Origin of the sequence: Nocardioides sp. REDSEA-S30_B4, assembly GCF_001627265.1 — a bacterium.
Classification (GTDB): domain Bacteria; phylum Actinomycetota; class Actinomycetes; order Propionibacteriales; family Nocardioidaceae; genus Nocardioides.
Map to the genome: position 1 here is coordinate 1 of NZ_LUPI01000034.1, position 26,927 is coordinate 26,927.

Annotated in this window: 29 protein-coding genes and 1 tRNA gene; 17 read left to right on the forward strand and 13 right to left on the reverse strand. The window is 72.6% G+C overall.

All coding sequences use genetic code 11. The features are described from left to right. Together A6R01_RS08760 and glgX are read right to left on the reverse strand one after the other, a co-directional pair. On the reverse strand, window positions 1-286 hold a 286-nt coding region (locus A6R01_RS08760; RefSeq protein ID WP_292605063.1), incomplete at its 3' end, for an alpha-amylase family glycosyl hydrolase. Continuing rightward, on the reverse strand, window positions 283-2,499 hold the full coding sequence (gene glgX, locus A6R01_RS08765) for a glycogen debranching protein GlgX (RefSeq protein ID WP_292605064.1): 2,217 nt from the start codon (window positions 2,497-2,499) through the stop codon (window positions 283-285). The genes A6R01_RS08760 and glgX, both read right to left, overlap by 4 nt. 136 nt (window positions 2,500-2,635) lie before the next feature. Here glgX and A6R01_RS08770 point away from each other — a divergent pair, with 136 nt between their 5' ends. Together A6R01_RS08770 and A6R01_RS08775 are read left to right on the forward strand one after the other, a co-directional pair. Beyond that, the gene (locus A6R01_RS08770; RefSeq protein ID WP_292605065.1) at window positions 2,636-3,781 is read left to right on the forward strand and encodes an acyl-CoA dehydrogenase family protein; all 1,146 of its coding nucleotides are present in this window, start codon (window positions 2,636-2,638) and stop codon (window positions 3,779-3,781) included. 77 nt (window positions 3,782-3,858) lie between these two features. Beyond that, window positions 3,859-4,617 carry a VIT family protein gene (locus tag A6R01_RS08775; protein WP_292605066.1) on the forward strand — a complete coding sequence of 253 codons (759 nt, stop codon included), beginning with the start codon at window positions 3,859-3,861 and terminating at the stop codon, window positions 4,615-4,617. A gap of 10 nt (window positions 4,618-4,627) precedes the next feature. On the opposite strand, the gene A6R01_RS08780 is transcribed toward A6R01_RS08775, so the two are convergent. Then, a complete protein-coding gene (locus A6R01_RS08780) occupies window positions 4,628-5,404 on the reverse strand; it encodes a GTP pyrophosphokinase family protein (RefSeq protein WP_292605067.1) in 777 nt (258 codons plus the stop codon). A gap of 59 nt (window positions 5,405-5,463) precedes the next feature. Here A6R01_RS08780 and A6R01_RS08785 point away from each other — a divergent pair, with 59 nt between their 5' ends. From A6R01_RS08785 to A6R01_RS08795, 3 genes are read left to right on the forward strand one after another with little or no spacing between them, the layout of a single operon-like run. Continuing rightward, a complete protein-coding gene (locus A6R01_RS08785; RefSeq protein ID WP_292605068.1) occupies window positions 5,464-6,609 on the forward strand; it encodes an NAD(P) transhydrogenase subunit alpha in 1,146 nt (381 codons plus the stop codon). After that, window positions 6,606-6,914 carry an NAD(P) transhydrogenase subunit alpha gene (locus A6R01_RS08790; protein ID WP_292605069.1) on the forward strand — a complete coding sequence of 103 codons (309 nt, stop codon included), beginning with the start codon at window positions 6,606-6,608 and terminating at the stop codon, window positions 6,912-6,914. Before A6R01_RS08785 ends, A6R01_RS08790 begins: the two co-directional genes overlap by 4 nt. Then, complete coding sequence (locus A6R01_RS08795; RefSeq protein ID WP_292605070.1) at window positions 6,911-8,302, forward strand: NAD(P)(+) transhydrogenase (Re/Si-specific) subunit beta; 1,392 nt, start codon at window positions 6,911-6,913, stop codon at window positions 8,300-8,302. The genes A6R01_RS08790 and A6R01_RS08795 overlap by 4 nt, the downstream gene beginning before the upstream one ends. A 108-nt stretch (window positions 8,303-8,410) precedes the next feature. Here A6R01_RS08795 and upp read toward each other — a convergent pair whose 3' ends face one another. Then, window positions 8,411-9,052, reverse strand: a complete 642-nt coding sequence (gene upp / locus A6R01_RS08800; RefSeq protein WP_292605071.1) for a uracil phosphoribosyltransferase — start codon at window positions 9,050-9,052, stop codon at window positions 8,411-8,413. Between the two features lie 125 nt (window positions 9,053-9,177). On the opposite strand from upp, the gene A6R01_RS08805 reads away from it, so the two are divergent. Both A6R01_RS08805 and A6R01_RS08810 read left to right on the forward strand, forming a co-directional pair. Continuing rightward, the gene (locus A6R01_RS08805; RefSeq protein ID WP_292605072.1) at window positions 9,178-9,684 is read left to right on the forward strand and encodes a tRNA adenosine deaminase-associated protein; all 507 of its coding nucleotides are present in this window, start codon (window positions 9,178-9,180) and stop codon (window positions 9,682-9,684) included. 23 nt (window positions 9,685-9,707) lie between these two features. Next, window positions 9,708-10,139, forward strand: a complete 432-nt coding sequence (locus A6R01_RS08810; protein ID WP_292605091.1) for a nucleoside deaminase — start codon at window positions 9,708-9,710, stop codon at window positions 10,137-10,139. Here the strand turns inward: A6R01_RS08810 and A6R01_RS08815 are convergent. Both A6R01_RS08815 and A6R01_RS08820 read right to left on the reverse strand, forming a co-directional pair. Then, a complete protein-coding gene (locus A6R01_RS08815; RefSeq protein ID WP_292605073.1) occupies window positions 10,136-10,471 on the reverse strand; it encodes a DUF779 domain-containing protein in 336 nt (111 codons plus the stop codon). The genes A6R01_RS08810 and A6R01_RS08815 overlap by 4 nt on opposite strands. Beyond that, complete coding sequence (locus tag A6R01_RS08820) at window positions 10,471-11,994, reverse strand: aldehyde dehydrogenase family protein (protein ID WP_292605074.1); 1,524 nt, start codon at window positions 11,992-11,994, stop codon at window positions 10,471-10,473. Before A6R01_RS08820 ends, A6R01_RS08815 begins: the two co-directional genes overlap by 1 nt. 133 nt (window positions 11,995-12,127) lie before the next feature. Between A6R01_RS08820 and A6R01_RS08825 the strand changes: the two genes are divergently transcribed. Continuing rightward, entirely contained in the window at window positions 12,128-12,580 is a 453-nt protein-coding gene (locus tag A6R01_RS08825) for a hypothetical protein (RefSeq protein ID WP_292605075.1), read from the forward strand. Window positions 12,581-12,584: 4 nt separating this feature from the next. On the opposite strand, the gene A6R01_RS08830 is transcribed toward A6R01_RS08825, so the two are convergent. Continuing rightward, window positions 12,585-13,793, reverse strand: coding sequence for a GAF domain-containing protein (locus A6R01_RS08830; RefSeq protein ID WP_292605076.1), 1,209 nt, complete (start codon window positions 13,791-13,793; stop codon window positions 12,585-12,587). A 108-nt stretch (window positions 13,794-13,901) separates the two neighbouring features. Beyond that, window positions 13,902-15,254: an HNH endonuclease signature motif containing protein gene (locus A6R01_RS08835; RefSeq protein WP_292605077.1), complete on the reverse strand. Its 1,353-nt coding sequence runs from the start codon at window positions 15,252-15,254 to the stop codon at window positions 13,902-13,904. An 89-nt stretch (window positions 15,255-15,343) separates the two neighbouring features. Here A6R01_RS08835 and A6R01_RS08840 point away from each other — a divergent pair. From A6R01_RS08840 to A6R01_RS08850, 3 genes are all read left to right on the forward strand, one after another. Next, a tRNA-Ser gene (locus A6R01_RS08840) sits at window positions 15,344-15,433 on the forward strand. A gap of 63 nt (window positions 15,434-15,496) precedes the next feature. Further along, window positions 15,497-15,841: an SMR family transporter gene (locus tag A6R01_RS08845; RefSeq protein ID WP_292605078.1), complete on the forward strand. Its 345-nt coding sequence runs from the start codon at window positions 15,497-15,499 to the stop codon at window positions 15,839-15,841. After that, window positions 15,841-16,164: an SMR family transporter gene (locus tag A6R01_RS08850; protein ID WP_292605079.1), complete on the forward strand. Its 324-nt coding sequence runs from the start codon at window positions 15,841-15,843 to the stop codon at window positions 16,162-16,164. Before A6R01_RS08845 ends, A6R01_RS08850 begins: the two co-directional genes overlap by 1 nt. A 17-nt stretch (window positions 16,165-16,181) precedes the next feature. On the opposite strand, the gene A6R01_RS08855 is transcribed toward A6R01_RS08850, so the two are convergent. Both A6R01_RS08855 and A6R01_RS08860 read right to left on the reverse strand, forming a co-directional pair. Next, window positions 16,182-16,829, reverse strand: coding sequence for a hypothetical protein (locus A6R01_RS08855; RefSeq protein WP_292605080.1), 648 nt, complete (start codon window positions 16,827-16,829; stop codon window positions 16,182-16,184). 119 nt (window positions 16,830-16,948) lie between these two features. Continuing rightward, a complete protein-coding gene (locus A6R01_RS08860; protein ID WP_292605081.1) occupies window positions 16,949-17,467 on the reverse strand; it encodes a hypothetical protein in 519 nt (172 codons plus the stop codon). A gap of 64 nt (window positions 17,468-17,531) precedes the next feature. On the opposite strand from A6R01_RS08860, the gene A6R01_RS08865 reads away from it, so the two are divergent. From A6R01_RS08865 to A6R01_RS08875, 3 genes are all read left to right on the forward strand, one after another. Beyond that, window positions 17,532-18,068 (forward strand): gamma carbonic anhydrase family protein, encoded by a 537-nt coding sequence (locus tag A6R01_RS08865; RefSeq protein WP_292605082.1) that lies wholly within the window; start codon window positions 17,532-17,534, stop codon window positions 18,066-18,068. 102 nt (window positions 18,069-18,170) lie between these two features. Continuing rightward, a complete protein-coding gene (locus tag A6R01_RS08870) occupies window positions 18,171-20,042 on the forward strand; it encodes a S8 family serine peptidase (protein WP_292605083.1) in 1,872 nt (623 codons plus the stop codon). Between the two features lie 55 nt (window positions 20,043-20,097). Next, a complete protein-coding gene (locus A6R01_RS08875; RefSeq protein WP_292605084.1) occupies window positions 20,098-20,910 on the forward strand; it encodes a crotonase/enoyl-CoA hydratase family protein in 813 nt (270 codons plus the stop codon). On the opposite strand, the gene A6R01_RS08880 is transcribed toward A6R01_RS08875, so the two are convergent. Further along, a complete protein-coding gene (locus A6R01_RS08880) occupies window positions 20,907-21,281 on the reverse strand; it encodes a hypothetical protein (RefSeq protein ID WP_292605085.1) in 375 nt (124 codons plus the stop codon). The genes A6R01_RS08875 and A6R01_RS08880 overlap by 4 nt on opposite strands. Window positions 21,282-21,364: 83 nt before the next feature. On the opposite strand from A6R01_RS08880, the gene A6R01_RS08885 reads away from it, so the two are divergent. The 3 genes from A6R01_RS08885 to A6R01_RS08895 all read left to right on the forward strand — a co-directional run bounded on the left by A6R01_RS08885 (window position 21,365) and on the right by A6R01_RS08895 (window position 25,147). Then, window positions 21,365-22,246, forward strand: a complete 882-nt coding sequence (locus A6R01_RS08885; protein WP_292605086.1) for a MoxR family ATPase — start codon at window positions 21,365-21,367, stop codon at window positions 22,244-22,246. Between the two features lie 26 nt (window positions 22,247-22,272). Further along, the gene (locus A6R01_RS08890; RefSeq protein ID WP_292605087.1) at window positions 22,273-23,709 is read left to right on the forward strand and encodes a VWA domain-containing protein; all 1,437 of its coding nucleotides are present in this window, start codon (window positions 22,273-22,275) and stop codon (window positions 23,707-23,709) included. Between the two features lie 106 nt (window positions 23,710-23,815). After that, a complete protein-coding gene (locus A6R01_RS08895) occupies window positions 23,816-25,147 on the forward strand; it encodes a PQQ-binding-like beta-propeller repeat protein (RefSeq protein ID WP_292605088.1) in 1,332 nt (443 codons plus the stop codon). Here A6R01_RS08895 and A6R01_RS08900 read toward each other — a convergent pair. Both A6R01_RS08900 and A6R01_RS08905 read right to left on the reverse strand, forming a co-directional pair. Continuing rightward, window positions 25,138-26,628: a hypothetical protein gene (locus tag A6R01_RS08900; RefSeq protein WP_292605089.1), complete on the reverse strand. Its 1,491-nt coding sequence runs from the start codon at window positions 26,626-26,628 to the stop codon at window positions 25,138-25,140. The two genes, A6R01_RS08895 and A6R01_RS08900, sit on opposite strands and share 10 nt — an antisense overlap. Then, window positions 26,625-26,927 (reverse strand): hypothetical protein (locus A6R01_RS08905; protein ID WP_292605090.1); only part of this gene is annotated, 303 nt, incomplete at its 5' end. The genes A6R01_RS08905 and A6R01_RS08900, both read right to left, overlap by 4 nt.

Here is a 26,927-nt window from a genome sequence, read left to right on the forward strand (position 1 = left end):
CGACGAGCACGCCGAGGCCGAGGCGCCGGGCCGTCTCCGCGACCGCCGCCAGCCCCTCCTCGCCGCCGCGCTCGGGGTCGAGGTGGTCGTGGGCGACGACGTCGTAGCCGTGGCTCGAGCCGGGTTCCGCGGCCAGCAGCGGGGAGAGGTAGACCCAGTCGGCGCCGAGGTCGTGCAGGTGGGGGAGCAGCGCGGCGACGTCGTGCAGGTCCTGCTCGGCGCTGACCTGCAGGCGGTACGTCGACGTGGGCACCCGGGCCGGCACGGCCCGGGTCCTGGCGCTCACGAGGTGCCCCGGCTGGCCTGCTCGCGCAGCGACGCGTCCACCGACCAGTCCACCTCGGGGTCCGGCTCGGCCCACTCCTGCAGCACCAGGACCGACCGGCCCGGCAGCTTCAGCTCGGTGCCGGCCAGCAGTGCGGTCTCGGGATCGGTGCCACCGGCGGTGTCGATGACCGCGGCCCAGCGCCCGGCGTACTCCTCGGGCGGCAGCACGAGCGGCACGTCGTCGGCGCCGGCGTTGAAGAACAGGCAGAAGTGGTCGTCGACGATCGGCCCACCGCGCTCGTCCATGCCCTGGATGCCGTGGCCGTTGAGGTACATCCCCAGGACCCGGCCGTCGCCGTCCCAGTCGGCCTCCTCCATCGGGCGGCCGTCGGGGTGCAGCCAGACGATGTCGTTGAGTCGCTCGGCGCCCTCGGGGCCGGTGCGCACCGTGGAGCCGGTGAAGAACCGCTTGCGGCGGAACGTCGGGTGCTCGGCACGCAACCGCGACACCGCGGCGGTGAACTCCACCAACGGCCGGTCGAGGTCGTCCCAGTGCATCCAGGAGATCTCGTTGTCCTGGCAGTAGGTGTTGTTGTTGCCGCCCTGGGTGCGGCCGCCCTCGTCGCCGTGCAGCAGCATCGGCACGCCCTGGGAGAGCAGCAGCGTCGCGATCATGTTGCGCTGGGTGCGGGCCCGCATCCGCAGCACCTCTGCATCGTCGGTGGGCCCCTCGACGCCGTGGTTCCACGAGCGGTTGTGGCTCTCGCCGTCGTTGCCGTCCTCGCCGTTGGCGTCGTTGTGCTTCTCGTCGTAGGAGACCAGGTCACGCAGGGTGAAGCCGTCGTGGGCGGTGACGAAGTTGATGCTGGCGAAGGGCAGTCGGCCCGACTGCTCGTAGAGGTCGGAGGAGCCGGCCAGTCGCGAGGCCAGCTCGCCGAGCGTGGGCTCGCCGCGCCAGAAGTCGCGCACGGAGTCGCGATATTTGCCGTTCCACTCCGTCCACTGCGGCGGGAAGCCGCCGACCTGGTATCCGCCGGGGCCGACGTCCCAGGGCTCGGCGATCAACTTGACCTGCGAGACCACGGGGTCCTGCTGGACGAGCTCGAAGAACGTGGCGAGCCGGTCGACGTCGTAGAACTCGCGTGCCAGCGCGGCGGCGAGGTCGAAGCGGAACCCGTCGACGTGCATCTCGGTGACCCAGTAGCGCAGCGAGTCCATGATCAGCTGCAGCGAGTGCGGGTGCCGGACGTTGAGCGTGTTCCCGGTGCCGGTGTAGTCCATGTAGTAGCGCTCGTCGTCCTCGACGAGGCGGTAGTACGCGGCGTTGTCGATGCCCTTGAACGACAGCGTCGGCCCGAGGTGGTTGCCCTCCGCGGTGTGGTTGTAGACCACGTCGAGGATGACCTCGATGCCGGCGAGGTGCATCGCCTTGACCATCGACTTGAACTCCTGGACCTGCAGCCCGCGGGCCGAGGGGTCCTCGAGGTCGCGGGCGCCGGCGCTGTACTCCGCGTGCGGGGCGAAGAAGCCCAGGGTGTTGTAGCCCCAGTAGTTGCGCAGCCCCTTGTCGAGCAGGGAGTCGTCCTGCACGAACTGGTGGACCGGCATCAGCTCGATGGCGGTGACGCCGAGCTTGCGCAGGTGCTCGACCACGGCCGGGTGCGCGAGACCGGCGTAGGTGCCGCGCAGCTCCTCGGGCACGTCGGGGTGGAGCATCGTGAGCCCCTTGACGTGCGCCTCGTAGACGACCGTGTCGGTGTAGGGCGTGCGGGGGGCGCGGTCGCCCTCCCAGTCGTAGAACGGGTTGACGACCACGCCCAGGGTCATGTGGGCCGCAGAGTCGTCGTCATTGCGGGACTCCTCGTCGCCGAAGGTGTAGGCGAACAGGGAGGGGTCCCAGTCGATCTCGCGCCACGTCGCCTTGGCGTAGGGGTCGAGCAGCAGCTTCGAGGGGTTGCAGCGCTGCCCGTGCTCGGGCGCCCACGGGCCGTGCACGCGGTAGCCGTAGCGCTGCCCCGGCTGCGCGGAGGGCAGGTAGCAGTGCCACACGTGCGCGTCGACCTCGGTCAGCTCCACGCGCGTCTCGGTCAGTGCGCCGTCCTTGCCGTCCGGGTCGTCGTCGAACAGGCACAGCTCGACCCTCTCGGCGACCTCGCTGAACAGGGCGAAGTTGGTGCCGCCCCCGTCGTACGTCGCCCCGAGCGGGTAGGCGTTCCCGGGCCAGACCTCCATCGGTCTCCCTCCATCGCGATGGGTGGTGCTTGGAACGTTCTAACAAGCCGGTGGGCACCCGCGCCTCACCCGTCGTGGCGGGAACCACCGGGGCGACCCCTGCCGCAGGTGGTTACCACTCGGTAGCATCGGCGTCATGAAGCGCGAGATCTACGACGAGGACCACGAGGCGTTCCGCTCCAGCGTGCGGGAGTTCCTGGAGCGCTCGGTCATCCCGAACGTCGAGCAGCACGCCGTCGACAAGGCCATCCCCCGCGAGTTCTGGCTCGAGGCCGGCAAGCAGGGGTTCCTGGGTCTGGAGATCCCTGAGGAGTACGGCGGCGCCGGCGCCGACGACTACCGCTTCAACGCCGTGATGGCCGAGGAGCTCTCCAAGGTCAACGCCGCCCTCGGCTCCTGCTGGGGCATCCACGCCGACATCACCGCGCCGTACGTCGTGGCGATGGGCACCGAGGAGCAGAAGCAGCGCTGGCTGCCCGGCGTCGCCGCCGGCGAGATCCTGCTCGCCATCGGCATGACCGAGCCCTCCGGCGGCTCCGACCTCGCCGCCTTGAAGACCACCGCGGTCAAGGACGGCGACGACTGGGTGATCAACGGCTCGAAGACCTTCATCACCAACGGCTACTCCGCCGACCTGGTCGTCACCGCGGTCCGCACCGACCCCGAGAAGGGCGCGCGCGGCATCACGCTCTTCGCGATCCCCGCCGACGCCCCCGGCTTCTCCCGCGGCCGCAAGCTCGACAAGGTCGGCCAGGACGAGTCCGACACCGCCGAGCTGTTCTTCGAGGACGTCCGCCTGGGCGAGGACCACATCATCGGTGAGCTCGGCGGCGGCTTCATCGCGATGATGCAGAAGCTCCCGCAGGAGCGCCTGGGTTGCTCGATCAGCAACGTCGCGCACGCCAAGCAGATCCTGCTCGAGACGATCCAGTACACCAAGGACCGCAAGGCCTTCGGTGCCCCGATCGGCACCTTCCAGCACAACAAGTTCCTCCTGGCCGAGCTCGTCACCTCCATCGAGGTCGCCGAGGCCTACATCGACCGGTGCGTCATCGCCCACGACAAGGGCGAGCTCACCCCGGTCGACGCCGCCAAGGCCAAGTGGTGGAGCAGCCAGGTCCAGAACGACGTGCTCGACCACTGCGTCCAGCTGCACGGCGGCTACGGCTTCATGAACGAGTACCGCGTCGCCCGCGCCTGGCGCGACGCCCGCGTCTCGAAGATATGGGCGGGTAGCAACGAGATCATGAAGGAGCTCATCGGCCGCGATCTGGGCCTCTGAGCCGGGGCACCCGGCAGGGCCTGAGCCCAGCCTCACCTTCGTTGCCGGGTCGGTCGGCTCGCAGTTCACTGGACACCGTGACCTCCGAGCTGATCGACCCGCCCGACGTGGACCCCGCCGACGTCGAGCCGGCGCTGCACGACGACGAGCCGCACGGCGAGGGCCTGCGCTCGCGGCTGAACTGGCTGCGTGCCGGCGTCCTCGGCGCCAACGACGGCATCGTGTCCACCTCCGGCGTGGTCGTCGGCGTGGCCGGCGCGACCACCGACCGGACCGCGATCATGGTCGCCGGTGTCGCCGCCCTGGTGGCCGGCGCGCTGAGCATGGCCGCGGGCGAGTACGTCTCGGTCAGCACCCAGCGCGACTCCGAGCAGGCGCTGCTGGCCAAGGAGCGCCGCGAGCTCGAGGAGGAGCCGGAGGAGGAGCTTGCCGAGCTCGCCCAGATCTACGTCGACAAGGGCCTCTCGCCCGAGCTGGCCCAGCAGGTCGCCGTCGAGCTCACCGCCCACGACGCGCTCGGAGCGCACGCCGAGGCCGAGCTCGGCATCGACCCCGACGAGCTGACCAGCGCCTGGCAGGCGGCCTGGGCGTCGATGGTCGCCTTCACCGTCGGGGCACTGCTCCCGCTGCTCACGATCCTGCTGGTCGTGGCCGACCTCCGGGTCCCGATCACGATGGTCTCGGTCGCCGTGGCGCTGGCGTTGACGGGGTGGACCAGCGCCCGGCTGGGCTACGGCCCTCCCGGACGTGCGGTGCTGCGCAACGTCGGCGGCGGTGTCTTCGCGATGGTCGTGACGTTCCTCGTCGGCTCCGCGCTCGGCACCACGATCGGCTGACGAGCCCGGTTCACGCCTGCTCGACGCCGGCGGTGCGGGCCAGCCGGTGCAGCGACTCGCGCAGCGCTGGCTCCGGGGTGACCGCCCGGCGCAGCCCCGCGACCAGCTCGTCGGGCAGGTCGTCGAGCCCGCGCACCTCCTGGTGCAGCCCCTCCATCGTGGCGTCGAGCCGGGCCGCGGTCTCGGCCGCCTCGCGCAGGCCCTCCAGCAGCTCCGGCGGGACGTCGCGGCGGTACTTGTAGAAGATCTTGTGCTCCAGGCTCGCCCAGAAGTCCATGGCGACGGTGCGGAACTGCGTCTCGACCACCACCGGGACGGTGCCCTCGGAGAGGAAGACCGGCACCTCGAGCAGCGCGTGCAGGCTGCGGTAGCCGTTGGGCTTGGGCTCGCGGACGTAGTCGCGCACCTCGACCACGCGCAGGTCCGGCTGGCGGGAGAGCACGTCGAAGACGCGGTAGACGTCGGAGACGAACGAGCACGTCACGCGCACGCCGGCGATGTCGGTGACCCGGGCGCGGACCTCGTCGTACGTCGGGGCGCCACCCACGGCGATGCCCTTGCGCTCCATCTTGTCGGCCAGGCTCTCCAGCGACTTCACGCGCGAGGAGACGTGCTCGATCGGGTTGTGCTCGTGGAGGTGGGTGTACTCGTCCTGCAGGATCTGCAGCTTCGTCAGCACCTCCTCCATGCCGAACTTGTGCTCGAGCAGGAAGCGGCGCAGCCCCTCGTCGGGCGCGGTGCCGGGATCGCCGAAGGTGCTCGGGAAGCGGTCGTGGCTCGGTGACACCCCGCCAGCCTACGGACCCGACCGGGGTCCAGCCCCTAGGTTGCTGGCAGGAGGTCCCTATGAGAGTGGCGGTCGCGCGCGAGACGCGCGAGGGAGAGACCCGGGTGGCGATGGTGCCCGAGCTGGTCGCGAAGCTGAGCGCGCTGGGGCACGAGGTCCTCGTCGAGCCGGGGGCCGGCGCAGGGGCGCTCCACACCGACGAGGCGTACGCCGCCGCCGGTGCCGTGCTCACCGACGACCCCTACTCCGACGCCGAGCTGGTCTGCTCGGTCCAGCCGCTGCCGCGCGACCTGGCCCGGCGGCTGGCCTCGGGCACCGTGACGGTCTCCTTCCTGCCCACGGCGGCCGAGCTCGACCTGGTGCGCGACTACCGCGACCTGGGCGTGACCGCGCTGGCGATGGAGCTGGTGCCGCGCATCTCCCGCGCGCAGTCGATGGACGCGCTGTCCTCCCAGTCGCTGGTCAGCGGCTACCGCTGCGCCGTGGTCTGCGCGGGGCTGCTGCGCCGGTTCCTGCCGCTCAACATGACCGCCGCCGGCACCGTGCCGCCCGCCGAGGTGGTCGTGCTCGGCGCCGGGGTGGCCGGGCTGCAGGCGATCGCCACCGCACGCCGCCTCGGGGCCGTGGTGAAGGCCTACGACGTGCGTGCCGCCGCGGCCGAGGAGATCCGCTCGATGGGCGCCCAGGCGATCGAGCTGGACCTGCCGACGCTCGACGGCGCGGGAGGGTACGCACGCGAGATGACCGAGGAGCGGGCCGCGCTCCAGCGCGAGCTGCTGGCGCCGTACGTCGCTGCGGCGGACGGCCTGATCACGACCGCTGCCGTGCCGGGACGCACGGCCCCGATGCTGGTGACACGGGGGATGGTGGAGGCGATGAGCGCCGGCTCCGTCGTCGTCGACCTGGCCGCTGACTCCGGCGGCAACGTCGAGGGCTCGGTGCCCGGCGAGGTCGTGCGGGTCGGTCGGGCGCAGGTGTGGGGCGGGCGCAACGTGCCGGCCCAGATGCCCGAGCCCGCGTCCCGGCTCTACGCCCAGAACGTGCTCAACCTCGTGGCGCTGCTCAGCGGTGACGCCGGCTCCCTGTCGCTGGACTGGGACGACGAGATCATCGCCGGCGCCTGCGTCACCCACGACGGGGTGGTGCGCCACGAGCCCACCGCGCGGCTGCTCGACGCCCCGGATCCCGAAGGAGGCCTCGCATGACCGACGGCATGGTCTGGCTGACCATCTTCGTGCTCAGCGTCTTCGTGGGCGTCGAGGTGATCTCGAAGGTCTCCTCGACGCTGCACACGCCGCTGATGTCCGGCGCCAACGCCATCCACGGGATCATCCTGCTCGGAGCCGTGCTGGTGACCGGGCAGACCGAGTCCACCCCGACGCTGGTGGTGGGACTGGTCGCGATCGTGCTCGCCGCGGTCAACCTGGTGGGTGGCTTCGTCGTCACCGACCGGATGCTGCAGATGTTCACGCGCAAGAAGCCCGCAGCCCCGAAGGAGGCGCAGCGATGAGCGCCGTCCCCACCTGGGCGCAGCTGGTCTACCTGCTCTGCGCGGTCGGCTTCATCCTGGCGCTCAAGGGGCTGTCGGGGCCACGGACCGCCCGCACCGGCAACCTGATCGGAGCCGGCGCCGCCGCGGTGGCGGTCGTGCTGCCCTTCGTCTACCTCGACCTCGACCACCTGCCGCTGATCATCGGGGCGATCGCGCTGGGCTCCCTGGGCGGCGTGCTGGGCGCGCGTCGGGTGCAGATGACCCAGATGCCGCAGATGGTCGCCCTCTTCAACGGCGTCGGCGGCGGGGCCGCGGCGCTGGTCGCGCTGCTGGAGCTCGAGGAGCTCGGCCACCTCCCCGCCTCCGCGGTGGGGACGTTCGTGCTGGTGGCGACGGCCTTCACGGTCCTGGTGGGCTCGGTGTCCTTCGCCGGCTCGGTGATCACCTTCGCCAAGCTGCAGGACCTGATGACCTCACGGCCGGTGGTCTTCGCCGGGCTGCCGGTGGCGTTCGCCGCCGCCCTGGTCGGCTCGCTGGTGCTGGGGTGGCTCGTCGTCGACGCCACGCTGTTGTGGGCCGGCGTCGCCCTCGGCGTCATGGGTCTGCTGGTCGGCGTCCTGCTCGTGCTGCCGGTCGGCGGGGCCGACGTGCCGATCGTCATCTCGCTGCTCAACGCCTTCACCGGGCTGACCGTCGCGGCCGGCGGCTACGTCCTCGGCAACGTCGTGCTGCTGGTCGCCGGCACCCTGGTCGGCGCCTCCGGCACCTTCCTCACCCTGCTCATGGCCAGAGCGATGGGGCGCTCGGTGCCCAACATCCTCTTCGGTGCCCTCAAGGGCAACTCGACGCTCGGCGCCGGGGAGGCCTCCGACCGCCCGGTGCGCTCGGCCGGCCCCGAGGACGTCGCGATCCTGCTGGGGTACGCCGACCGCGTGATCATCGTGCCGGGCTACGGCCTGGCCGTGGCCCAGGCCCAGCACACGCTGCGCGAGCTCGTCGAGCTGCTGCAGGCGCGCGGCACCCGCGTCGACTACGCCATCCACCCGGTCGCCGGCCGGATGCCCGGCCACATGAACGTGCTGCTGGCCGAGGCGCAGGTGCCCTACGAGCAGCTGGTCGAGATGGACGAGATCAACGGCGAGTTCAAGCACACCGACGTCGTGCTCGTCGTCGGCGCCAACGACGTGGTCAACCCCGCGGCCCGCACCACGCCCTCCGCCCCGATCTACGGGATGCCGATCCTCGACGTCGACCAGGCGCAGCAGGTGGTCTTCCTGAAGCGCTCGATGCGCCCGGGCTTCGCCGGCATCGAGAACGAGCTGCTCTTCGACCCCAGGACCACGCTGCTGTTCGGGGACGCCAAGGAGTCGCTCACCAAGCTGCTGTCGGCGGCGAAGGCGCTGTAGGGGCCGGGCGGTTCATCGGCCGGCCGATGAACCTTGCCGTTGGACGATGGAGTTCCATCGGCCCACGTCAAGGTCTGTCGGACGTCCGATGAACCTCGCGCGTCGCGCTCAGCCCGCCACGCCGTACAACCGGTCCCCGGCGTCGCCGAGACCGGGGACGATGTAGCCCTTCTCGTTGAGCTTCTCGTCCATCGCGGCGGTGACGACGGTGACGGGGACGTCGAGGCCCTCGAGGTCGGCGGCGAGGCGTTCGCAGCCCTCGGGGGCGGCGAGCAGGCAGATCGCGGTGATGTGGTCGGCGCCGCGGTCGGTGAGGAAGCGGATCGCTGCGGCGAGGGTGCCGCCGGTGGCGAGCATCGGGTCGAGCACGTAGCACTGGCGGCCGGAGAGGTCCTCGGGCAGGCGCTCGGCGTACGTCGAGGCCTCGAGGGTGTCCTCGTTGCGCACCATGCCCAGGAAGCCCACCTCGGCGGTGGGGAGCAGCCGCATGAAGCCGTCGAGCATGCCGAGCCCGGCACGCAGGATCGGCACGACGAGCGGCTTCGGCGCGGCGAGGCGTACGCCGTCGGCGACCGCGACCGGGGTCTGCACCTGGACCGGGGCGACCCGGACGTCGCGGGTGGCCTCGTAGGCCAGCAGGGCCACGAGCTCCTCGGTGAGGGCACGGAAGGTCGGGGAGTCGGTGGTCTCGTCCCGTAGCGTGGTGAGCTTGTGGGTGACGAGCGGGTGGTCCACGACCTGGGTGCGCATGGGGTCCAGCCTAGGGACGATCGCGCCCGCGGGCGAAAGGGGTTGGCCCCGGATCACGGGTCTGCCACCCTGGTCACACGCCACCTCGTGGGCCCGGTGCCCGCGCCCGCCCAGGGGGTTCCCGCATGCAGGACACGATCGACGCCCAGCTCGACGACGTCGACCTGGCCGTGGCCGCCTATCGCCGTGCCGGCGAGTGGGTCGTGGACGAGCTGACCCTGGAGCACTGCGAGGACGTCGAGACCCTCGCGGAGGCGCTGCGCCACCTCGGTGGCGACACCGGAGCGATCGCCCTGGTGAGCATCGACGAGGACTTCTTCGTCATCGTCCGCGTGCAGGGCCCCCGCACCCGGGTGCTGCTCTCGGACGCCAGCGCCGCCGAGGACTGGGACCTCGCCGAGTCGGTGCTCGACCTGCTCGACGAGACCGACCCCGACGACCTCGACGAGCGTGACGAGGACGAGCCCGCCGGCGACCTCGGGCTGCTGGTCGACCTCGGCGTCGCCGAGGAGGTCATGGAGGAGCTGATCGACGACGTCGACCTCTACCCCGACGAGGCGCTCTCCGACCTGGCGCGCCTGATGGGCTTCGGCGAGCTCTTCGACGACGTCGTGGGCCTGACCTCCGCGTGATCGGCGATCGCTGGGTGGACCCGATGCGGGCCGCCCTGGAGCAGGCGCGCGCCGCGCTGGCCACCGGTGACGTCCCCATCGGTGCGGTCGTGCTCGACCCGGGTGGTGAGGTGGTCGGTACCGGTCGCAACGTCCGCGAGGCCGAGGCCGACCCGACGGGGCACGCCGAGGTCGTGGCGCTGCGTGGGGCCGCGCGCGCCCGGGGCGAGTGGCGCCTGGAGGGCTGCACCCTGGTGGTCACCCTCGAGCCGTGCACGATGTGCGCAGGTGCCGCGGTGCTCTCGCGCGTGGAGCGGGTCGTCTTCGGGGCCTTCGACGACAAGGCCGGCGCGGTCGGCAGCCTGTGGGACGTGGTGCGCGACCGACGCCTCAACCACCGCCCCGAGGTCGTCTCCGGGGTGCTGGCCGAGGAGTCGGCCGCGCTGCTCGCGGACTTCTTCGACGGGCGGCGCTAGTCCGCCAGCCGGGAGCGGGTCAGGAACCTGACGCCGTACGGCGCCTCGAGGCTGAACCCGGCGCCGCGGCCCTTCACCACGTCGATCGTCAGCACCGTGTGCTTCCAGTACTCGTGCTGCGCCTTGGACATCCACACGGGCACGGCCCGCTCCAGGCCGACGTCGAGGTCCCCGAGGTGCACGTCGGCGTCGCCGAGCATGAAGTCCCCGTCGGGGTAGCACATCGGCGCCGACCCGTCGCAGCAGCCGCCGGACTGGTGGAACATCACCGGTCCGTGGTCGGCCGTGAGGCGGCGGAGCAGCTCCGCCGCCTCGTCGGTGACATCGACCATCAGAAGAAGCCGAGCGCGTCCGGGGAGTAGGACACGAGCAGGTTCTTGGTCTGCTGGTAGTGGTCGAGCATCATCTTGTGGTTCTCGCGGCCGATGCCGGACTGCTTGTAGCCGCCGAACGCCGCGTGGGCGGGGTAGGCGTGGTAGCAGTTGGTCCACACGCGGCCGGCCTTGATCTCCTTGCCCGCGCGGAACGCCTGGGCGCCGTCGCGGGACCAGACCCCGGCGCCGAGGCCGTAGAGGGTGTCGTTGGCGATCTTGAGGGCGTCGGCCTCGTCGTCGAAGGACGTGAGCGAGACGACCGGGCCGAAGATCTCCTCCTGGAAGATCCGCATCGAGTTGCTGCCCTCGAAGATGGTGGGCTGCACGTAGTAGCCCTCGGCGAGGTCGCCCTCGAGCACGGTGCGCTCGCCGCCGGTGAGGACCTTGGCGCCCTCGGCCTTGCCGATGTCGATGTAGGACAGGATCTTCTCGAGCTGGTCGGAGGAGGCCTGGGCGCCGATCATCGTGGCGTCGTCGAGCGGGTTGCCCTGGATGATCTTCTCCACGCGGGTGACGGCGTCGCCCACGAAGTCGGCGTACATCGAGCGCTGCACCAGCGCCCGCGACGGGCAGGTGCAGACCTCGCCCTGGTTGAGGGCGAACATCGCGAAGCCCTCGAGCGCCTTGTCGTAGAACGCGTCGTGCTCGGCGGCGACGGAGTCGAAGAAGATGTTCGGGCTCTTGCCGCCGAGCTCGAGGGTCACCGGGATGATGTTCTGGCTGGCGTACTGCATGATCAGCCGGCCCGTCGTGGTCTCGCCGGTGAAGGCGACCTTCGCGACCCGCGAGCTCGAGGCCAGCGGCTTGCCGGCCTCCACGCCGAAGCCGTTGACGATGTTGACGACGCCGGCCGGGAGCAGGTCGCCGACGAGCTCGATGAGCTTGAGGATCGACCAGGGGGTCTGCTCGGCGGGCTTGAGCACCACGCAGTTGCCGGCGGCCAGGGCGGGGGCGAGCTTCCAGACCGCCATCAGGATCGGGAAGTTCCACGGGATGATCTGGCCGACGACGCCCAGCGGCTCGTGGAAGTGGTAGGCGACGGTGTTCTCGTCGATCTCGCCGATGGAGCCCTCCTGGGCCCGCAGCACGCCGGCGAAGTAGCGGAAGTGGTCCACGGCCAGCGGTAGGTCGGCGGCGAGGGTCTCGCGGACGGGCTTGCCGTTCTCCCAGGTCTCGGCGACGGCCAGCACGGTGAGGTTCTCCTCCATCCGGTCCGCGATCTTGAGCAGGACGTTGGAGCGCTCGGTCGTCGACGTACGACCCCACGACTCGGCGGCGGCGTGTGCGGCGTCGAGGGCGGCCTCGATGTCCTCCTCGGTGCCGCGGGCGATCTCGGTGAACGGCTTGCCGTTGACCGGCGAGATGTTCTCGAAGTAGTTGCCGCGGATCGGGTCGACCCACTCCCCACCGATCCAGTGGCCGTAGCGGCTCTGGACGGAGACGAGGGAGTCGGGGGCTCCGGGCGGTGCGTAGACGGTCATGGTCGCTCCTTGCGTCGGTGGCGTCAGTGGCAGTGGGCCGTCGACGTGACGGCGCTCACAGACGCTAGGAACCGCGACGTTGCGGGCACGTTGCTGCGGGTCCGCAACCACGTGGACGTGCCAGCATGGGGCGGTGCGGCCACCCGAGTGCGACCTCTGCGGCGCGAGCGGCGAGGACGTGGTCACGGTTCACTTCGCCGGGGAGCACGACGGTGCGGGGTCGACCAGGGGGTCGGAGGTCGGGCACCCGGACGGGGTCGCCTGGCTCTGTGCCGGGCACGTCGACGCGACGCGATCCCTGACCCACCTGACGTTCACGGCGGCGCGACGGGTCATCGGGCTCACCGAGGTCCCGCCCGGGGTGCCGTCGCTGCTGAGCCTGCAGTGGCCGAGCGGGACCGGTGGCACCGACGGCGTCGAGGTCAGCAGCAGCGAGGTCCTGTGGTGGAGCCGTCCGGGTGGATCAGGTGGCCGCTTCGGGGAGGCCGCCCGCGGGCAGTCCCACGAGGACTACCGCCTGCACGGCCCAGCGGTCGCGTGCCCGCCGGAGGTCGAGCGCCAGGTGGACGTAGCCGTCGGACGGTGAGTGCTCAGCGCAGCTCGCGGTCGAGGCGGGTGACCTGTCCGTCGACGAGCGCGCGCATCGGCGAGGTCGTCGGCACGACGGCCTGCTGGGCCACCCACATGTCGTAGTCGTCGCGGCCCCACGCCGAGCGGGTCCAGGCCGACATCAGGTCGGCCTCGCGGCTGCGGAGCAGGGCGTGGCGCAGCGAGGACTCCAGCCCCTCCCGCAGTCGTACGACGCCGGGTGCCGTCGACCGAGGCAGGACCGGGCCCCGGTAGGACCGCATAGCGCCGCGCAGGTCGCCGGCCGCGAGCAGGGCCTCGGTGGCGATCCAGTCGCCGGAGACCGAGGCGGTGAGCCGGTAGGGCCGGGAGGCCAGCAGCTCCTCCCCGAGCAGCCCGCGCAACCGGTTGAGCTCGGCGCGCAGGGTGGATGAGCCGCCGTCGTCCTCGTAGAGCAGGACCGCCAGCTCGTCGCCGGTGAGGCCTGCCGGGGCGGAGGCGAGCAGCATGGCGAGCTCGGAGTGCCGGGGGCTGAGCCGCAGGGTCGAGAGGCGTCCACGGCCGTCGTCGACGGTGAGCAGGGCCTCGCTGCGCCCCAGCGACTCCAGCATCAGCCCGATGCCGCTGGTGCGCGGTGCTGCCTGGCGGGTGGAGAGCTGGTCGCGGGCGAGCTCGGCCTCGGCCATCCGGGCTGCGGCGCGCACCATCGCCAGGGTCTGGGGCACCACCACCTGGTCGCCACCGGTGACGTCGAGGACGCCGAGCAGCTCGCTGGTCGCGGGGTCGTGGATGGGGGTGGCGGCGCACGACCAGGGCTGCACGCTGGCGCGGAAGTGCTCGGCGCGGGTGATGGTGGCGGCGCGGCCGGTGGCCAGCGCGAGCCCGGGGGCGTTGGTGCCGGCGATCCGCTCGTCCCAGTTGCTGCCCTCGACGAAGCCGATCGACTCGGCCTTGCGCAGCGTGCTGGGGGCGCCGCACACCCACAGCAGCTGGCCGGCGGCGTCGCCGATGGCCATGACGGCGTCGCAGTCGCGCACGGCCTGCCCGAGCACGTCGTCGAGCAGCGGGAAGACCCGGGCCAGCGGATGCGCCTCGCGCAGGCTGTGCAGGTCGGACTCCTGGATCGTCACCGGCGCCTCGGGGGCGTCGGAGGTGACACCGGCGGCGGCAGAGCGCTGCCAGGACTCGGCGACCTCGGCGCGCATCGCGCCGCGGGCGGTCCGTCGGCTCATGAGATCAGTAGACATCGTGGAGGGGCACCTCGCCAGGGAACGGTGTGACCGGCGTCTCTCGCAAGACGTCTTGCAGGGTCGCGCCACCGACGTTGCAACGACGTTGCATCAGGTGGCGAGCACGAAGTCCGACCAGCGCATCCGGTGGACCGGCCAGGTCGCCGGCGACGTGGGTGGCGGCAGGCCGGGGGCTCGCGAGCGGTAGCGACGACCGCTCGCGGTGGTCGTCTCGACCTCGTGCTGGCGAGCCAGGGCGGCGGTGACGACTGCCGACCAGGCCGCGGACTCCTTGACGTGGTTGCAGCCCTCGCAGAGCCCCTGTCCGTTGACGGCGCTGGTGGCTCCGCCGTCGGCGTGGGGGACGACGTGGTCGCGGTGCCGGACGGGCGCGTCGCACCAGGGGGTGCGGCAGGTCCGGTCGCGGGCCTCGAGGAAGGCCGCCAGCCCGGCGGGGAAGGTGCGTGCCTGGCTGTCCATCGCCACCAGCTGCCCCGCGGGGTCGACGTAGAGGCGTCGCAGCGACGCGAGGCCCTCGGCGTGCGCGCGTGCGACGAGGTCGCGCACGTCGTCCGCGCACAGCGGCACCGGTCCGACGCCGGGGGCGCCGACCCAGCCGGCCTGGTCGCCCTGCGCACCCGGAAGGTTGAGCAGGACGCCGTCGCTGACGGTCACCTGCACCACGACCGGGACGACGGGCGTGCCTTCGGCGGTGGTCTCGGACAGTGCTCGCGTCACGAGGGTGTCGGCCATGACCTGGCCGCGGGTGCGCTCGTCGCCCGCCGCGCGGGCGGAGTCGGCGGCTCGGCTCAGCGTCGCGTGCACCGAGACGCCCTCGGACAGCGGCAGCAGCGCCGAGAGGCGGACCATGCCGTCGGCGGCGGGTCGCAGGCTGGTGTGGCGTTCGTTGACGGCCTTGCGGTGCCGCGCGACGGCGGCGGCCGGGTCGGCGGCGTAAGCCCGACGATCGACCTCGGCGCGGAACCGTCGCTCGCCCCACCCCTCGGTCGTCGATCGGTCGGCCATCAGGGCGGCGTCGATCGCGCGCCGGTCGGCGAGGCTCAGGCAGGCCGTGCCCTGCGCGATCTGGAGCGCCCGCCACTCGCTGCACCAGCCGGCCTGCATCGCGGCCAGCGTGTGCGGCAGCTCCCGGCACAGGACAACGGCGAGCCCGAGGTGGATGCCGCCCCGGTGCGGCGACTCCCGACGCGCGAGGGCGACCTCGGCCCCGATGCCCCGCTCGCGGAGCGCGGCAGGCAGATGGGCCCGCTCCTCGACGCGCGCGGTCTTCAGGGCGACGGCGAGCCGGGCCTGCGCCGCGGCCACGGTGTTCTTCAGTGACTCGAGCTCGTCGATCAGGTCGACGGCTTCCCCGGAACGCTCACCCGGAGCGGCCTGCTCGACCGCAGTCGTGCGCGCCAGCACCTGCTGCTGCAGGTCGCTGAGCGTGGTGGCCGAGGTCATGACGACACGCTAGTCGAACACCAGTTCGAACGCAAGGGTGCCGGAAGACGATTTCGTCCCGATCAGGTCGCTCCGGTATGTTCACCTGCGGTGGCGTGTCCGAGCGGCCGAAGGTGCATCACTCGAAATGATGTGTGGGGTCAAACCCACCGTGGGTTCAAATCCCACCGCCACCGCCAGCGTCGCGAGAGCCCCGGAGACCTCCTGGTCCCGGGGCTCTCGCCGTCTGCGACGCTGTCGGGGTGCGGACCTGGCTGCTCCTCGCCGGTGCGGTGCTCTGCGAGGTGTCCGGCTCGCTGTCCCTGAAGCTCGCCCTGGACCACCGCTGGCTCTACGTGCTCGTGGTCGTCGGTTACGCAGCGTCCTTCACGCTGCTGGCGATGGTGCTGCGCCGTGGCATGCCGCTGGGGGTGGCCTACGGCATCTGGGGTGCGTCGGGCGTCGCGCTGACCGCCGTGCTGTCGGCGCTCGTGCTGGGAGAGCCGTTCACCGCGCTCGTGGTGCTCGGGCTGGTGCTGATCGTCGGCGGCGTCCTCACCGTCGAGCTCGGGTCCGAGCGTGCCCAGCGTGCCAGGGAGGCCGACTGATGGCGTGGCTGCTGCTCGCCGGTGCCATCGTCTGCGAGGTCGGGGGCACGCTGTCCCTCCGGGTGGCGGCGACGGGGCGCCGGGGCTGGTACCTCCTGGTCGTCACGGCGTACGTCGCCGCGTTCTCGCTCCTCGGCCTGGCCCTCGCCGGCGGGCTGGGGCTCGGTGTCGCCTACGGCGTGTGGGCCGCGACCGGTGTCGCGTTGACCGCGGTGGGCTCCCGCCTGCTCTTCGACGAGCCGCTGACCCCGCTCATGGGCGCCGGACTCGCGCTCATCATCGTCGGTGTCCTGCTCGTCGAGCTCGGCGTCCACGCGGGCTGAGGTGCCGGGCCCCCGGCTCAGGACGGCAGCCACACGCTGAAGGCAGGCGCCTCGCCCTCGCCCCAGAGCCCGTCTCTCACCCTCACCTCGTACGCCGCTGGGCCGGCCTTGCCGATCTCGATCGCCGCGGTGCCGGCCGCGTCGGTGGTGACCCGGACCCGCTGCAGGACCTTGCCTCGACGCAGCACTCGCACCCGGAGCTCCTGGTCGGGGCCCCACCCGGTCAGCCGGGCGTCGAACATCTCGCCGTCAGTCGGGTACTCCGGTGCCGAGGTGACCGCGGGGTCGTAGCCGGGGCGCGCTGACACCGCGACGTACGCCGTCTGCACGAGCTCACCGGGCTGGGCGGCGTCGCTGACCTGCACCGCGTGGACGCCCTCGGCCAACCCGGTGGTCAGGCACGTGAGCCGCTCGTCGTCGTACTCGCACGGCACCGCACCCTCGACCCGCTCGTCCTGACGCAGCCCCTTCTCTGCGGGGCCGATCGTGACCGTGATGTCGCCGTCCGGGTGCACCACACGCCCGGTCACGTCCTCGCCCGGCGCGACGGCGGGCGGCACGTCCTCGACGCCGAGCGGGGTGTCGACGGCGAAGCCGCAGCCGGACGTCGCCGCGAGGGTCAGCAGGGTCATCAGGAGCAGCGGCGTGCGTGGGGCGAGGGGCATGACGGCAGCGTGCCCCGTCGTGTGCCCGGCACGCTTGAGCACGCGGGCTCAGCCACGACCTGATCCGCTGCCGGATCCGCTGCAGCCGCGCCACCGGCGGCCTCGTCGCTGGGCCCAGCTCACCCGCTGAGCAGTCCGAGCAGTCGTCGGATGACGCTGTGCCACCACCCAGTGGGCTCGACCGAGGAGCCGGGCCCTGTCCCCAGCGCCACCGGAGCGGTGACGGTGGCGGGCTCGAACCGCCCGACCCCGGGAGTCTCGGAGCTCCACGCCGTGCAGGGGTTGACGCTCGGCCTGCCCCGCTCCATGACGGGCGCCATCACCCACAGCCGCTCGGGGTCGGGGTCGCCGGAGGCGACGGCGCCGTCCCACCAGCCCGGCAGACCGAGGACCAGCGTGAGGGTGTCGTCCACCGGTCCGCCCCACCAGACGTCCTCGACCGCGACGACGGCCTCGTCGGTCACCAGGTCCACGGACACGAACCGTGCGGTGAACACCTGCTCGGCGTCACGCAGCACTGCCGAGGGCCCGACGCACGACAGCGCAGCAGCGGGCCCGGCCGCCACCACGGGGAGCCCCACGAGGAGGCAAGCGGTGAGGGCGGCGACGAGCAGACGACGTACGACGGTCCCGGTCATGTTCCTCAGACGACGCGGCCGGGCGGTCGGTTCCCCGGTGACGCGATGCCCGAGGATGGCCCGCGTGATCATCGTCGAGTTCGAGGGCAAGCGCCCCCGCGTCCATCCCGAGGCCTTCGTCGCCGAGACCGCCACCCTGATCGGTGACGTGACCGTCGAGAAGGGCGCGAGCGTCTGGTACGGCGCGGTCCTGCGCGGCGACATCTGCACGATCGTGGTGCGCGAGGGCTCCAACATCCAGGACAACTCCGTGCTGCACGCCGCCCCGGGCCACACGCTCACCGTGGGCCCGGACGCCACCGTCGGGCACTCGTGCACCGTGCACGGCCGCGACGTCGGGGAGAGGGCGCTCGTCGGCAACGGCAGCACGCTCCTGGACGACTCGGTCGTGGGTCCCGGCACCCTGGTCGGAGCGGGCTCGGTGGTCACGCCGGGCACCGAGCTGCCCGGCGGCATGGTCGCCACGGGCATCCCCTGCAAGCCGCTCAAGCCGGTCGAGGGCACCAGCTCCCAGCTGTGGATCGACTCCAACGCGGAGTACTACCGCGACCTCGCCGACCGCCACCGTCGTACGGCGCGGACGACCGACCCCCTGGTCTAGACCACCGGCAAAGACATGCCCCAGGGCGTAACCCGCGTCACACGGCGACGTTGCGCGGACCGAGAGCATCCGTATTTCTCGATTCCCTGGGGAGGGAGCCTGATGTCGTCATCCCGTCGTCCCCCCGTACGTCCGACCGTCCGCTCGACCGTCCGCTCGACCGGTCGCGCCGCCGCAGGTCTCGTCGCCAGCCTCGGCCTCGCCGCCGGTGGCGTGGCCGCCGCGCAGCCGGCCACCGCAGCGACCCCGGCCGCCGAGCCGGCGTCCTCGCTGCTCGGTGGTGTCGCCGGCCTCGCCGAGCTGCGTGACTACGTCGTCACCGTCGACCCGGCGCTCGACGTCGTGCCGCGCCTCGCGCGGCAGCTGACCGAGCCGCTGGGCGGCACCGTGCTGTTCACCTACGACGAGGTGCTCAACGGCTTCGCCGTCCGGCTCCCGGCCGTGGCGGCCCCCGCCCTGCGCGCCCTGCCCGCCGTGGAGACCGTCCGCGCGGACGTCGAGGCCGTCGCCACCGGCGAGCAGGCCGACGCCACGTGGGGCATCGACCGCACCGACCAGCGCTCGCTGCCGCTGGACTCCACCTACTCCTACGCCGACGACGCCGGCCGCGACGCTCACGTCTACGTCATCGACACCGGTCTCAACCCCGACCACGCCGAGTTCGCCGGCCGCGTCGGCGAGGGCCGCAACTTCATCGCGGGCGGCTTCCTCGGCCTCGGCAGCGTCGACCCGACCGCCTGGGACGACTGCAACGGTCACGGCACCCACGTCACCAGCACGGCCGCCGGCAGCACCTGGGGCATCGCCAAGAAGGCGACCGTCCACGCCGTCCGCGTGCTCAACTGTCAGGGCTCCGGCAGCGGCGCCGCGATCATCGCCGGCATCGACTGGGTCGCCCAGAACGCCGAGCCCCAGTCTGTCGCGAACCTCTCGCTCGGCACCGTGAGCCGCTCGGCCGACGTCGACAACGCCGTCACCGCACTCGTGCAGTCCGGCGTCGCCGTGGCAGTCGCTGCGGGCAACGACAACAAGGACGCTTGCACGACGTCCCCGGCCGCGGCGCCGGCCGTCCTGACCACCGGCTCGACCGAGCGCACCGACGCCCGGTCGTCGTTCTCCAACTACGGCTCCTGCGTCGACCTGTTCGCGCCGGGCAGCAGCATCACCGCCGCCGACCACCGCAGCACCACCGGGTCGACCGTGCTGAGCGGTACGTCGATGGCCAGCCCGCACGTCGCCGGCGTCCTGGCCCTGGTCCGCTCGATCGATCCGGGGCTGTCCGCGACCGCCGCGCAGGACGTCGTGGTCGACGGGTCCAGCACCGCCAAGGTCACCAACCCCGGCGCCGGGTCCCCCAACAGGCTGCTGTGGTCCGGCGTCGCGGTCGACGACCCGAGCATCGACCGCGCCCCCAGCGCCGCGTTCACCAGCAGCTGCGACGGCCTCACCTGCTCCTTCGACGCCAGCGGTTCCCGCGACGACAAGGGAATCGCGGCGTACTCCTGGTCCTTCGGTGACGGGTCCTCGGCCTCCGGCGTGAGCCCCGCGCACTCCTACGCCGACGGCGGCGCCCGCACGGTGACCCTGACCGTCACCGACACCGCCGGCCAGAGCGCCAGCACCACCGGCCAGGTGGCGCCGTTCGACCCGACCTCGGTGCCGTGCACCGGCTGCATGGAGTACTCCGGCACCCTCGCCGCCGGCGGCACCGCCTACCCGGCCGGCTCCGCGGGCTTCACCGCCAGCGGCTCCCTCGAGGGCTGGCTCCGCGGCCCCGCCGCCGCCGACTTCGACCTGACCCTGCAGCAGCGCTCCTGCGGTCTGCTCTGGTGCTCCTGGAGCGACCTCGCGACCAGCAGCACCGCCGGCTCGGAGGAGGAGATCAGCCGCTCGGTCGCCAACGGGACCTACCGCTGGGTGATCACCGCCCGCAGCGGCTCGGGTGACTGGCAGTTCTGGGGCGACCCCCGCTGACGCAGCCCCCTGACCGACCCCGCTGAACCCTCCCGGCGGCCCTAGGGTCGGAGGCATGTCTCTCCCGAGCGTGTCCTCCGAGTCCCTGGGGCCGTCGGTGCGTGTCGAGCGCGACGGCCCGGTCACGACCGTCATCATCGACCGGCCCCACGCCCGCAACGCCGTCGACGGCCCGACGGCCGCGGCGCTGGCCGAGGCGTTCCGCGCCTTCGACGCCGACCCCGAGCAGCGGGTCGCGGTCCTCCACGGGGACGGTGGCACGTTCTGCGCCGGCGCCGACCTCAAGGCCATCGGTACGTCGGAGGGCAACCGTGTCGATCCGCTGCCGGCCGACGGGCCGATGGGGCCCACGCGGATGCGCCTGTCCAAGCCGGTGATCGCCGCGATCGAGGGTCACGCCGTGGCCGGTGGGCTGGAGCTCGCGACCTGGTGCGACCTGCGGGTGGCCGCCGGCGACGCGGTGCTCGGGGTCTTCTGCCGCCGCTGGGGCGTGCCGCTGATCGACGGCGGGACGGTGCGGCTGCCGCAGCTGATCGGGACCAGCCGCGCGATGGACCTCATCCTCACCGGGCGCCCCGTCGACGCCTGGGAGGCCGAGCGGATGGGCCTGGTCAACCGAGTCGTGCCGGTCGGGCAGGCCCGGGTCGAGGCGGAGGGCCTGGCCCGGCAGCTCGCCGGGCTGCCGCAGACGTGCCTGGTCCACGACCGGCTCTCGGTGCTGGAGTCGGAGGGGCTGACCGAGGAGGAGGCGCTCGAGGTCGAGCACCGGCACGGACTGGTCTCGCTCACCGAGGCCGTCGAGGGCGCGCAGCGGTTCGTGGCCGGCGAGGGCCGCCACGGCCGGCCGGTCGGGGAGCGGTGGACCTAGCGCAGCTCGCCGCGCGAGCCGAGGCAGACCGCGACCAGCTCACCGGGCGAGACGCCCTCGTGGGCGGCCCAGCCGCGGGCGAAGGAGACGACGCGCAGCTCGCCGGCCGGCGTACGGATGAGGGAGGCCGCTGGGGTGGAGCCGTCGGCGAAGCCGGTGGTGCTGCAGCGGTGGTCCGTCATGAGCCGTGCGAGCTGCGCGTCGACAGGCGTGGCCGCGGAGGGAGGGGCCGCGGGCTCGGCCTGGACGTGGGACGCGAGTCCGATGGAGACGACCGCGCCCAGCACCAACCCCTTGACCACGTCGAGCGCACGGGGCACGACCCAGGGAGGGGTGGGCCGCGCGAGGCGCTCGGTGGGGGAGTCGGGCATGCCACCACAACGAGGCCGCGAGCCGCCTGGTCACGCCGGTAAGGACCGGTGTGACCCGAGCCACCCCCGCTCGTGGTGCACCGATGGGCCAGGATGGCTCGGTGACCTGGTTCTCCTCACCGACCGACGCCGCCGAGCGGCTCACCGCCACCGGCTACCTCGCGGACACCGCGACGGCGACCACGACCTACCTCGCCGGCGCGCTGGAGAAGCCGCTGCTGCTGGAGGGGCCGGCGGGTGTCGGCAAGACCGAGCTGGCCAAGGCGGTCGCCCGCTCCACGGGAGCCGAGCTGGTGCGCCTGCAGTGCTACGAGGGGCTGGACGAGGCGCGCGCCCTCTACGAGTGGAACTACAAGAAGCAGCTGCTCCGCATCCAGGCCAGCCAGGGCCAGACCTGGGACGAGACCCACGACGACATCTTCACCGACGAGTTCCTGCTGACCCGCCCGCTGCTGACCGCGATCCGTCGGGAGCAGCCGACGGTGCTGCTGATCGACGAGGTCGACAAGACCGACGTCGAGGTCGAGGGGCTGCTGCTGGAGGTGCTCAGCGACTTCCAGGTCACCATCCCGGAGATGGGGACGATCGCGGCGGTGCGCCGCCCGTACGTCGTGCTCACCTCCAACGCCACCCGTGAGCTGTCCGAGGCGGTCAAGCGGCGCTGCCTCTACCTCCACCTGGAGTACCCCGACGCCGACCGCGAGCGCGACATCGTGCTCTCCCAGGTGCCCGAGCTGGAGGAGGGCGTGGCCACCCAGCTGGTCACCCTCGTCGGCCGGCTGCGCGAGCTGGAGCTGAAGAAGGCCCCGTCCATCGCGGAGTCCATCGACTGGGCGCGCACCCTGCTGGCCCTGGAGATCAAGGACCTCGACGACGCCGCCGTCACCGCCACCCTGGGCGTCGTCCTCAAGCACGTCACCGACACCGAGCGCGCGGTCAAGGAGCTGCGCCTGGCCCGCGTCTGAGCCGCGGCCCCACCGTCGTCAGCGTCATGAGCCCCCGTTCCGGTCTGCTGGACCGCCACATCGCCTTCCTTGAGGCGCTGCGGGCCGCCGGCCTGCCCGTGTCCATCTCCGAGGACCTCGACGCCGTGTCGGTGCTGCAGGCCCTGGACTGGGCCGACCGCGCGACGCTGAAGGAGGGGTACGCCGCCACGCTGGTCAAGCGGCACCAGTGGCGACCGACCTTCGACGCGCTCTTCGACCTCTACTTCCCGCGGATGATCGGCGAGGGCGCCGGCGGGCGGCTGGACCCCGCGGCCGAGGGCGTCGAGGGCGAGGCGGGCGAGGGCGGCGACACCGGCGAGGACCAGGAGGCGCCGGCGGGCGCCCGCGACAACGGGGCGGCGCTCGCGGAGCTCCGCGAGCGGCTTGAGCAGGCGCTGCTGGACGGTGACCAGGAGGCCCTGGACGCGCTGGCGGTCGAGATGGTCGGCCGGTTCGGCGCGATGCCGGGGCGTGGCCCAGGGCTGTCGTCGTGGTCGGCGTACACCGCCCTGCAGCGCGTCGCGCCCGGCGAGCTCGTCGACCAGATCGTGCAGGGCCTGATGGCCGACGGGCGCACCGAGGAGGAGGCCGACCGGCTGGCCGGTCGCCGCATCGGCGGGTTCACGCGCCAGGTCGAGGCCGACGCGCGGCGACGCATCGGCGAGGAGAAGGGCCCCGACCACGTCGCCCAGGCCGCGCTGCGACCGACCATCGACCGGCTCGACTTCCTGTCCATGCGGCGCAGCGACCTGGAGGAGATGCGGCGCGAGATCCAGCCGCTGGCCCGCCGGCTCGCCACGCGGCTGACCCAGCAGCACCACGCCCACCGGCGCGGACCGCTGGACTTCCGGCGCACCGTGCGTGCCTCGATCTCCACCGGCGGGGTCCCGCTGACCACCCACCACCGGCCGAAGCGGCCGCACCGCAGCGAGCTGGTCGTGCTGTGCGACGTGAGCGGCTCGGTGGCCAACTTCGCGCAGTTCACGCTGCTGCTGGTCTTCGCGCTGCGCGACCAGTTCACGAAGGTCCGCGCGTTCACCTTCATCGACCACGTCCACGAGGTCACTCACCACTTCAAGCCCGGCGCCGACGTCGTCGACGTGATGACCGAGCTCGCCGCCAGCACCGCCCAGGCGGCGCTGTGGGGGCGCACCAACTACGGCCGGGCGCTGACCACCTTCGCCGAGAAGCACGCTGACGCCATCGGCCCGCGCACCGCCCTGTTGGTGCTGGGCGACGCCCGCTCCAACTACTCCGACCTGGCCGTCGACACGCTGTCCGAGCTCGTGGACCAGTGCCGGCACGCCTGGTGGCTCAACCCCGAGCACCAGCGGCACTGGGACACCGGCGACTCCGCGGCCTCGCGCTACGCCGCCGCGATGCCCATGGTCGAGTGCCGCAACCTGACCCAGCTCACGGAGTTCGTCCACCAGGTCCTCTGACGGGTGCTCCGCGGGTGGGGGCTCGTCCTGCCACCCGGACGGGGCGTGACGGTCGTCGCAGGGCGTCGTTGAATACCTGAAACGTGTTCACGTCTTGGGAGGTCCCATGTCCCGCCTCGTCCGCTCCGCGCTCGCCACGGGCGTGGGCGCTGCCATCGCGCTCGGTGCCGCCGCCCCGGTGACGACGTCCGCCTCGGCGGCGCCCGCGCCGGTCGTCGCCGCTGCTCCCGCTCCCCAGGTGCCCGCTGCTGCCCCGGGGAGGACGAAGGGCAAGGACCTGCGCCGCGTGGTGTACGTCGGCAACAACTGGGACGGCACCGCCGACGTCCTGCTCCCCGGCAGCTTCAAGCGGATCGGCCGGCTCGACATCGTCCCGGACTACGACGAACGGATCGCCGAGATCAGCCTCAACCCCTACCGGCTGGTCTACTACCTCGCCATCCAGCAGCTCATCGGCGAGGGCCACGACCAGCTCGTGGACGACATGTACTCCTCCAACGACGGACGTCTGCTGATCGTCTCGCGCCCCTCCTTCGCCGACGTGGTCGCCCTCGACCTGGCGACCGGGGAGATCGTGTGGCGCTTCGCCGTCGACGGGGTGCGCTCGGACCACATGGCGCTCTCGCCCGATGGGGAGACCGTCGTGGTGTCGGCGTCGACCGGCAACGTCGTGCACGCCCTGGACGTCGAGACCGGTGAGGAGGTCGGCGGCTTCGAGTCCGGCGGCTCGCCGCACGAGTCGGTCTACCTCGACGACGGCGAGACGATCCTGCACGCCAGCATCGGCATGGTCTACAGCCCGCTCGACGACCCCGCGCTCGACGCCACCAAGCAGGAGCGGGTGCTGCAGCTCGTCGACGCCGACACCTTCGAGATCATCCGCCGCTACGACCTGCGTGCGGCGCTGGACGAGGCCGGCCTCGAGGACGTCTCCACCGCCGTGCGCCCGCTGACCCACACCCCCGACGACGACACGTTCGTCTTCCAGCTCTCCTTCTTCCACGGCTTCGTGGTGATGGACCGCAGGACCGGGAGGATCACCAAGGTCAAGCGACTGCCGAACCTCATCCCCGACACCCCGCGCGAGCTCTATCTCCTCGACTCCGCGCACCACGGGATCTCGATGGACCCCACCGGCAAGCACATCTGCGTCGCCGGGACGATGTCGGACTACGCGACCGTCGTGTCCTACCCGCGGATGAAGCGCTCGAAGCTGCTCAAGGGCGGCCTCAAGCCCTACTGGGTCACCCAGTCGTGGAACGGCAAGCACTGCTACATCTCGTGGTCGGGCTCCGACACGGTCTCCAAGATCTCCTACCGCAAGGCCAAGATCGTGCGGACGACCGACGTCGGCTACCACCCGCAGCGGGTGCGCAACGGCTTCATCCAGCGCTCCTACGTCGCCGACCTGCCCCAGGACCAGCCCGGTCACGGCTGAGGCTCCCGCACCACCTGGAAGACCCTGCTGGTGACCTCGGTGCCCTCCGGTGCGCCGAGGAAGCCCGCGCGGTGCAGCTCGCGGACCGCCGCGTGCACCGAGGGGTCGGTGCTGGCGTCGACCAGGGCCGCGCCCTCGGCGTACGCCTCGAAGCCGTGGTGGGCGGCGACCCCCTCGCCGCCGGCACGGCTCTCGAAGGTGACGGTGACCTGCTCGACGGAGTCCGGGTTGGCCACCCCGTCCAGCAGGGGTACGACGTCACCCCGGTGCTCCAACGACAGCACGTGACTCCCTGCGGGGAACCCGTCGAGCTGCCCGGTCGGTGAGCCCAGCGTCACCGCGTGGCTGATCGGCACGCCGTGCTCGCACGCGGAGGCCAGCAGGTCGGCGGCGAGCATGCCGCCCTGGCTGTGCCCGACGACGAGGACCGGGTCGTCCCCGACGCCGGCCTGTGCGAGGGCCTCGAGGACCCCGTCGGCGTAGCCGTTGTCGAGGCCGCCGACGAGCCGCAGGTTGGTGCCCATGTCGCGCACGTCGCCGTCCTCGGTCCAGGGCAGCGTGGTCATGTCGTCGGTGCCGGGCAGGAGGAGCACGTGACGGGTGTCGCCGCCGGGACCGGTGAGCGTCTGCAGCTCCAGGGTGCCGTTCAGCTCCGGGTGGTCGGGGCCGCTGAGCTCGCTGAGCTGGCGGGCGTGGTCGACGAGGTCTGCGACGGAGCGGGGCGCGGTGGTCGACGACTCGACCCGGACGCCCGGCAGGAGGGTCGTGCGGGCGGGGCGCCCGGGGTAGAGCCGCGCCAGCAGGCCGGCGGCTGCTCCGGCGTCGGCGAGGTCGAGGGGCAGCCCGAGCGGCCCTCCCGGTGCGCCCGGCGTCAGCCCGTCCCACACTCCCTCGAGGAACCCGCCGCCGCCGGCGACGAGGTGCTCGACCTCCTGGGGGTGCTCGGTGAGCCACGTCTCGACGAGCGGTGCGGCCCGGGCGGGGAGGTCGGGCACCGTCAGGGCGATCCTCCCGGCCGCGAGCGCCGCGGCCGGGAGGGCGGCGGGAGCGGTGGCGCCGAGCGTCCACCCGACGGTGCGACCCACCTGGTGCTCCACCGCGGCCACGGCCTCGGCAGCGCCTGCGTCGGCCGCCTCCAGGACGCCGACCAGCAGACGCAGGGCCCGGGCGTCGACCTCCCAGCCCAGCGACTCGACGCCGACGCCGTCGGGGCCGGTGGTGGCGACGAGCACCGCGGCCTCCGCCTCGGCGAAGGTCCCCGGCGACAGCAGCGCCGACGCCAGCAGCTCCGGGTCGAGCAGGGTGCGGGCCCCTTCGGCCGCCCAGCCGCGCATCTGTCCGGCGGCCTCGTCGAAGACCGCGGCCAGGGCCAGGAGGGCGGCGTAGGAGGCGGCGACCCCCGCCGCCCCGCCGGTCACCTCCACGATCGCGCCAGGGCCGCCGTCGACCGTGCCCGGACCGCCGGTCATGCCGCCGGTCACGCCGCCAGCCCGAGCGACTCCGCCACCGCGTGCACGTCGACGTCGAGCCAGTCCCGCGAGCCGGGGAGCGGCAGCGGCGGGCCCACCGCCCCGTCGACCAGACGATCCGCGGCCTCGGCCACCAGCCCCGTCACCACCCGCTCCACGCGGGCGATCAGCTCCTGGCGTCGCTCGACCTCGCGGGCGTGCCGGTCCAGGGCGTCGGCGGCGTCGTCGTGGAGGGCGGCCGTGCGGCGCAGCGCGCCGGCCCGCTCCCGGCCCCGGGTCCGCGCGGCATCGGCGGCGCGGCCGGTCCACGG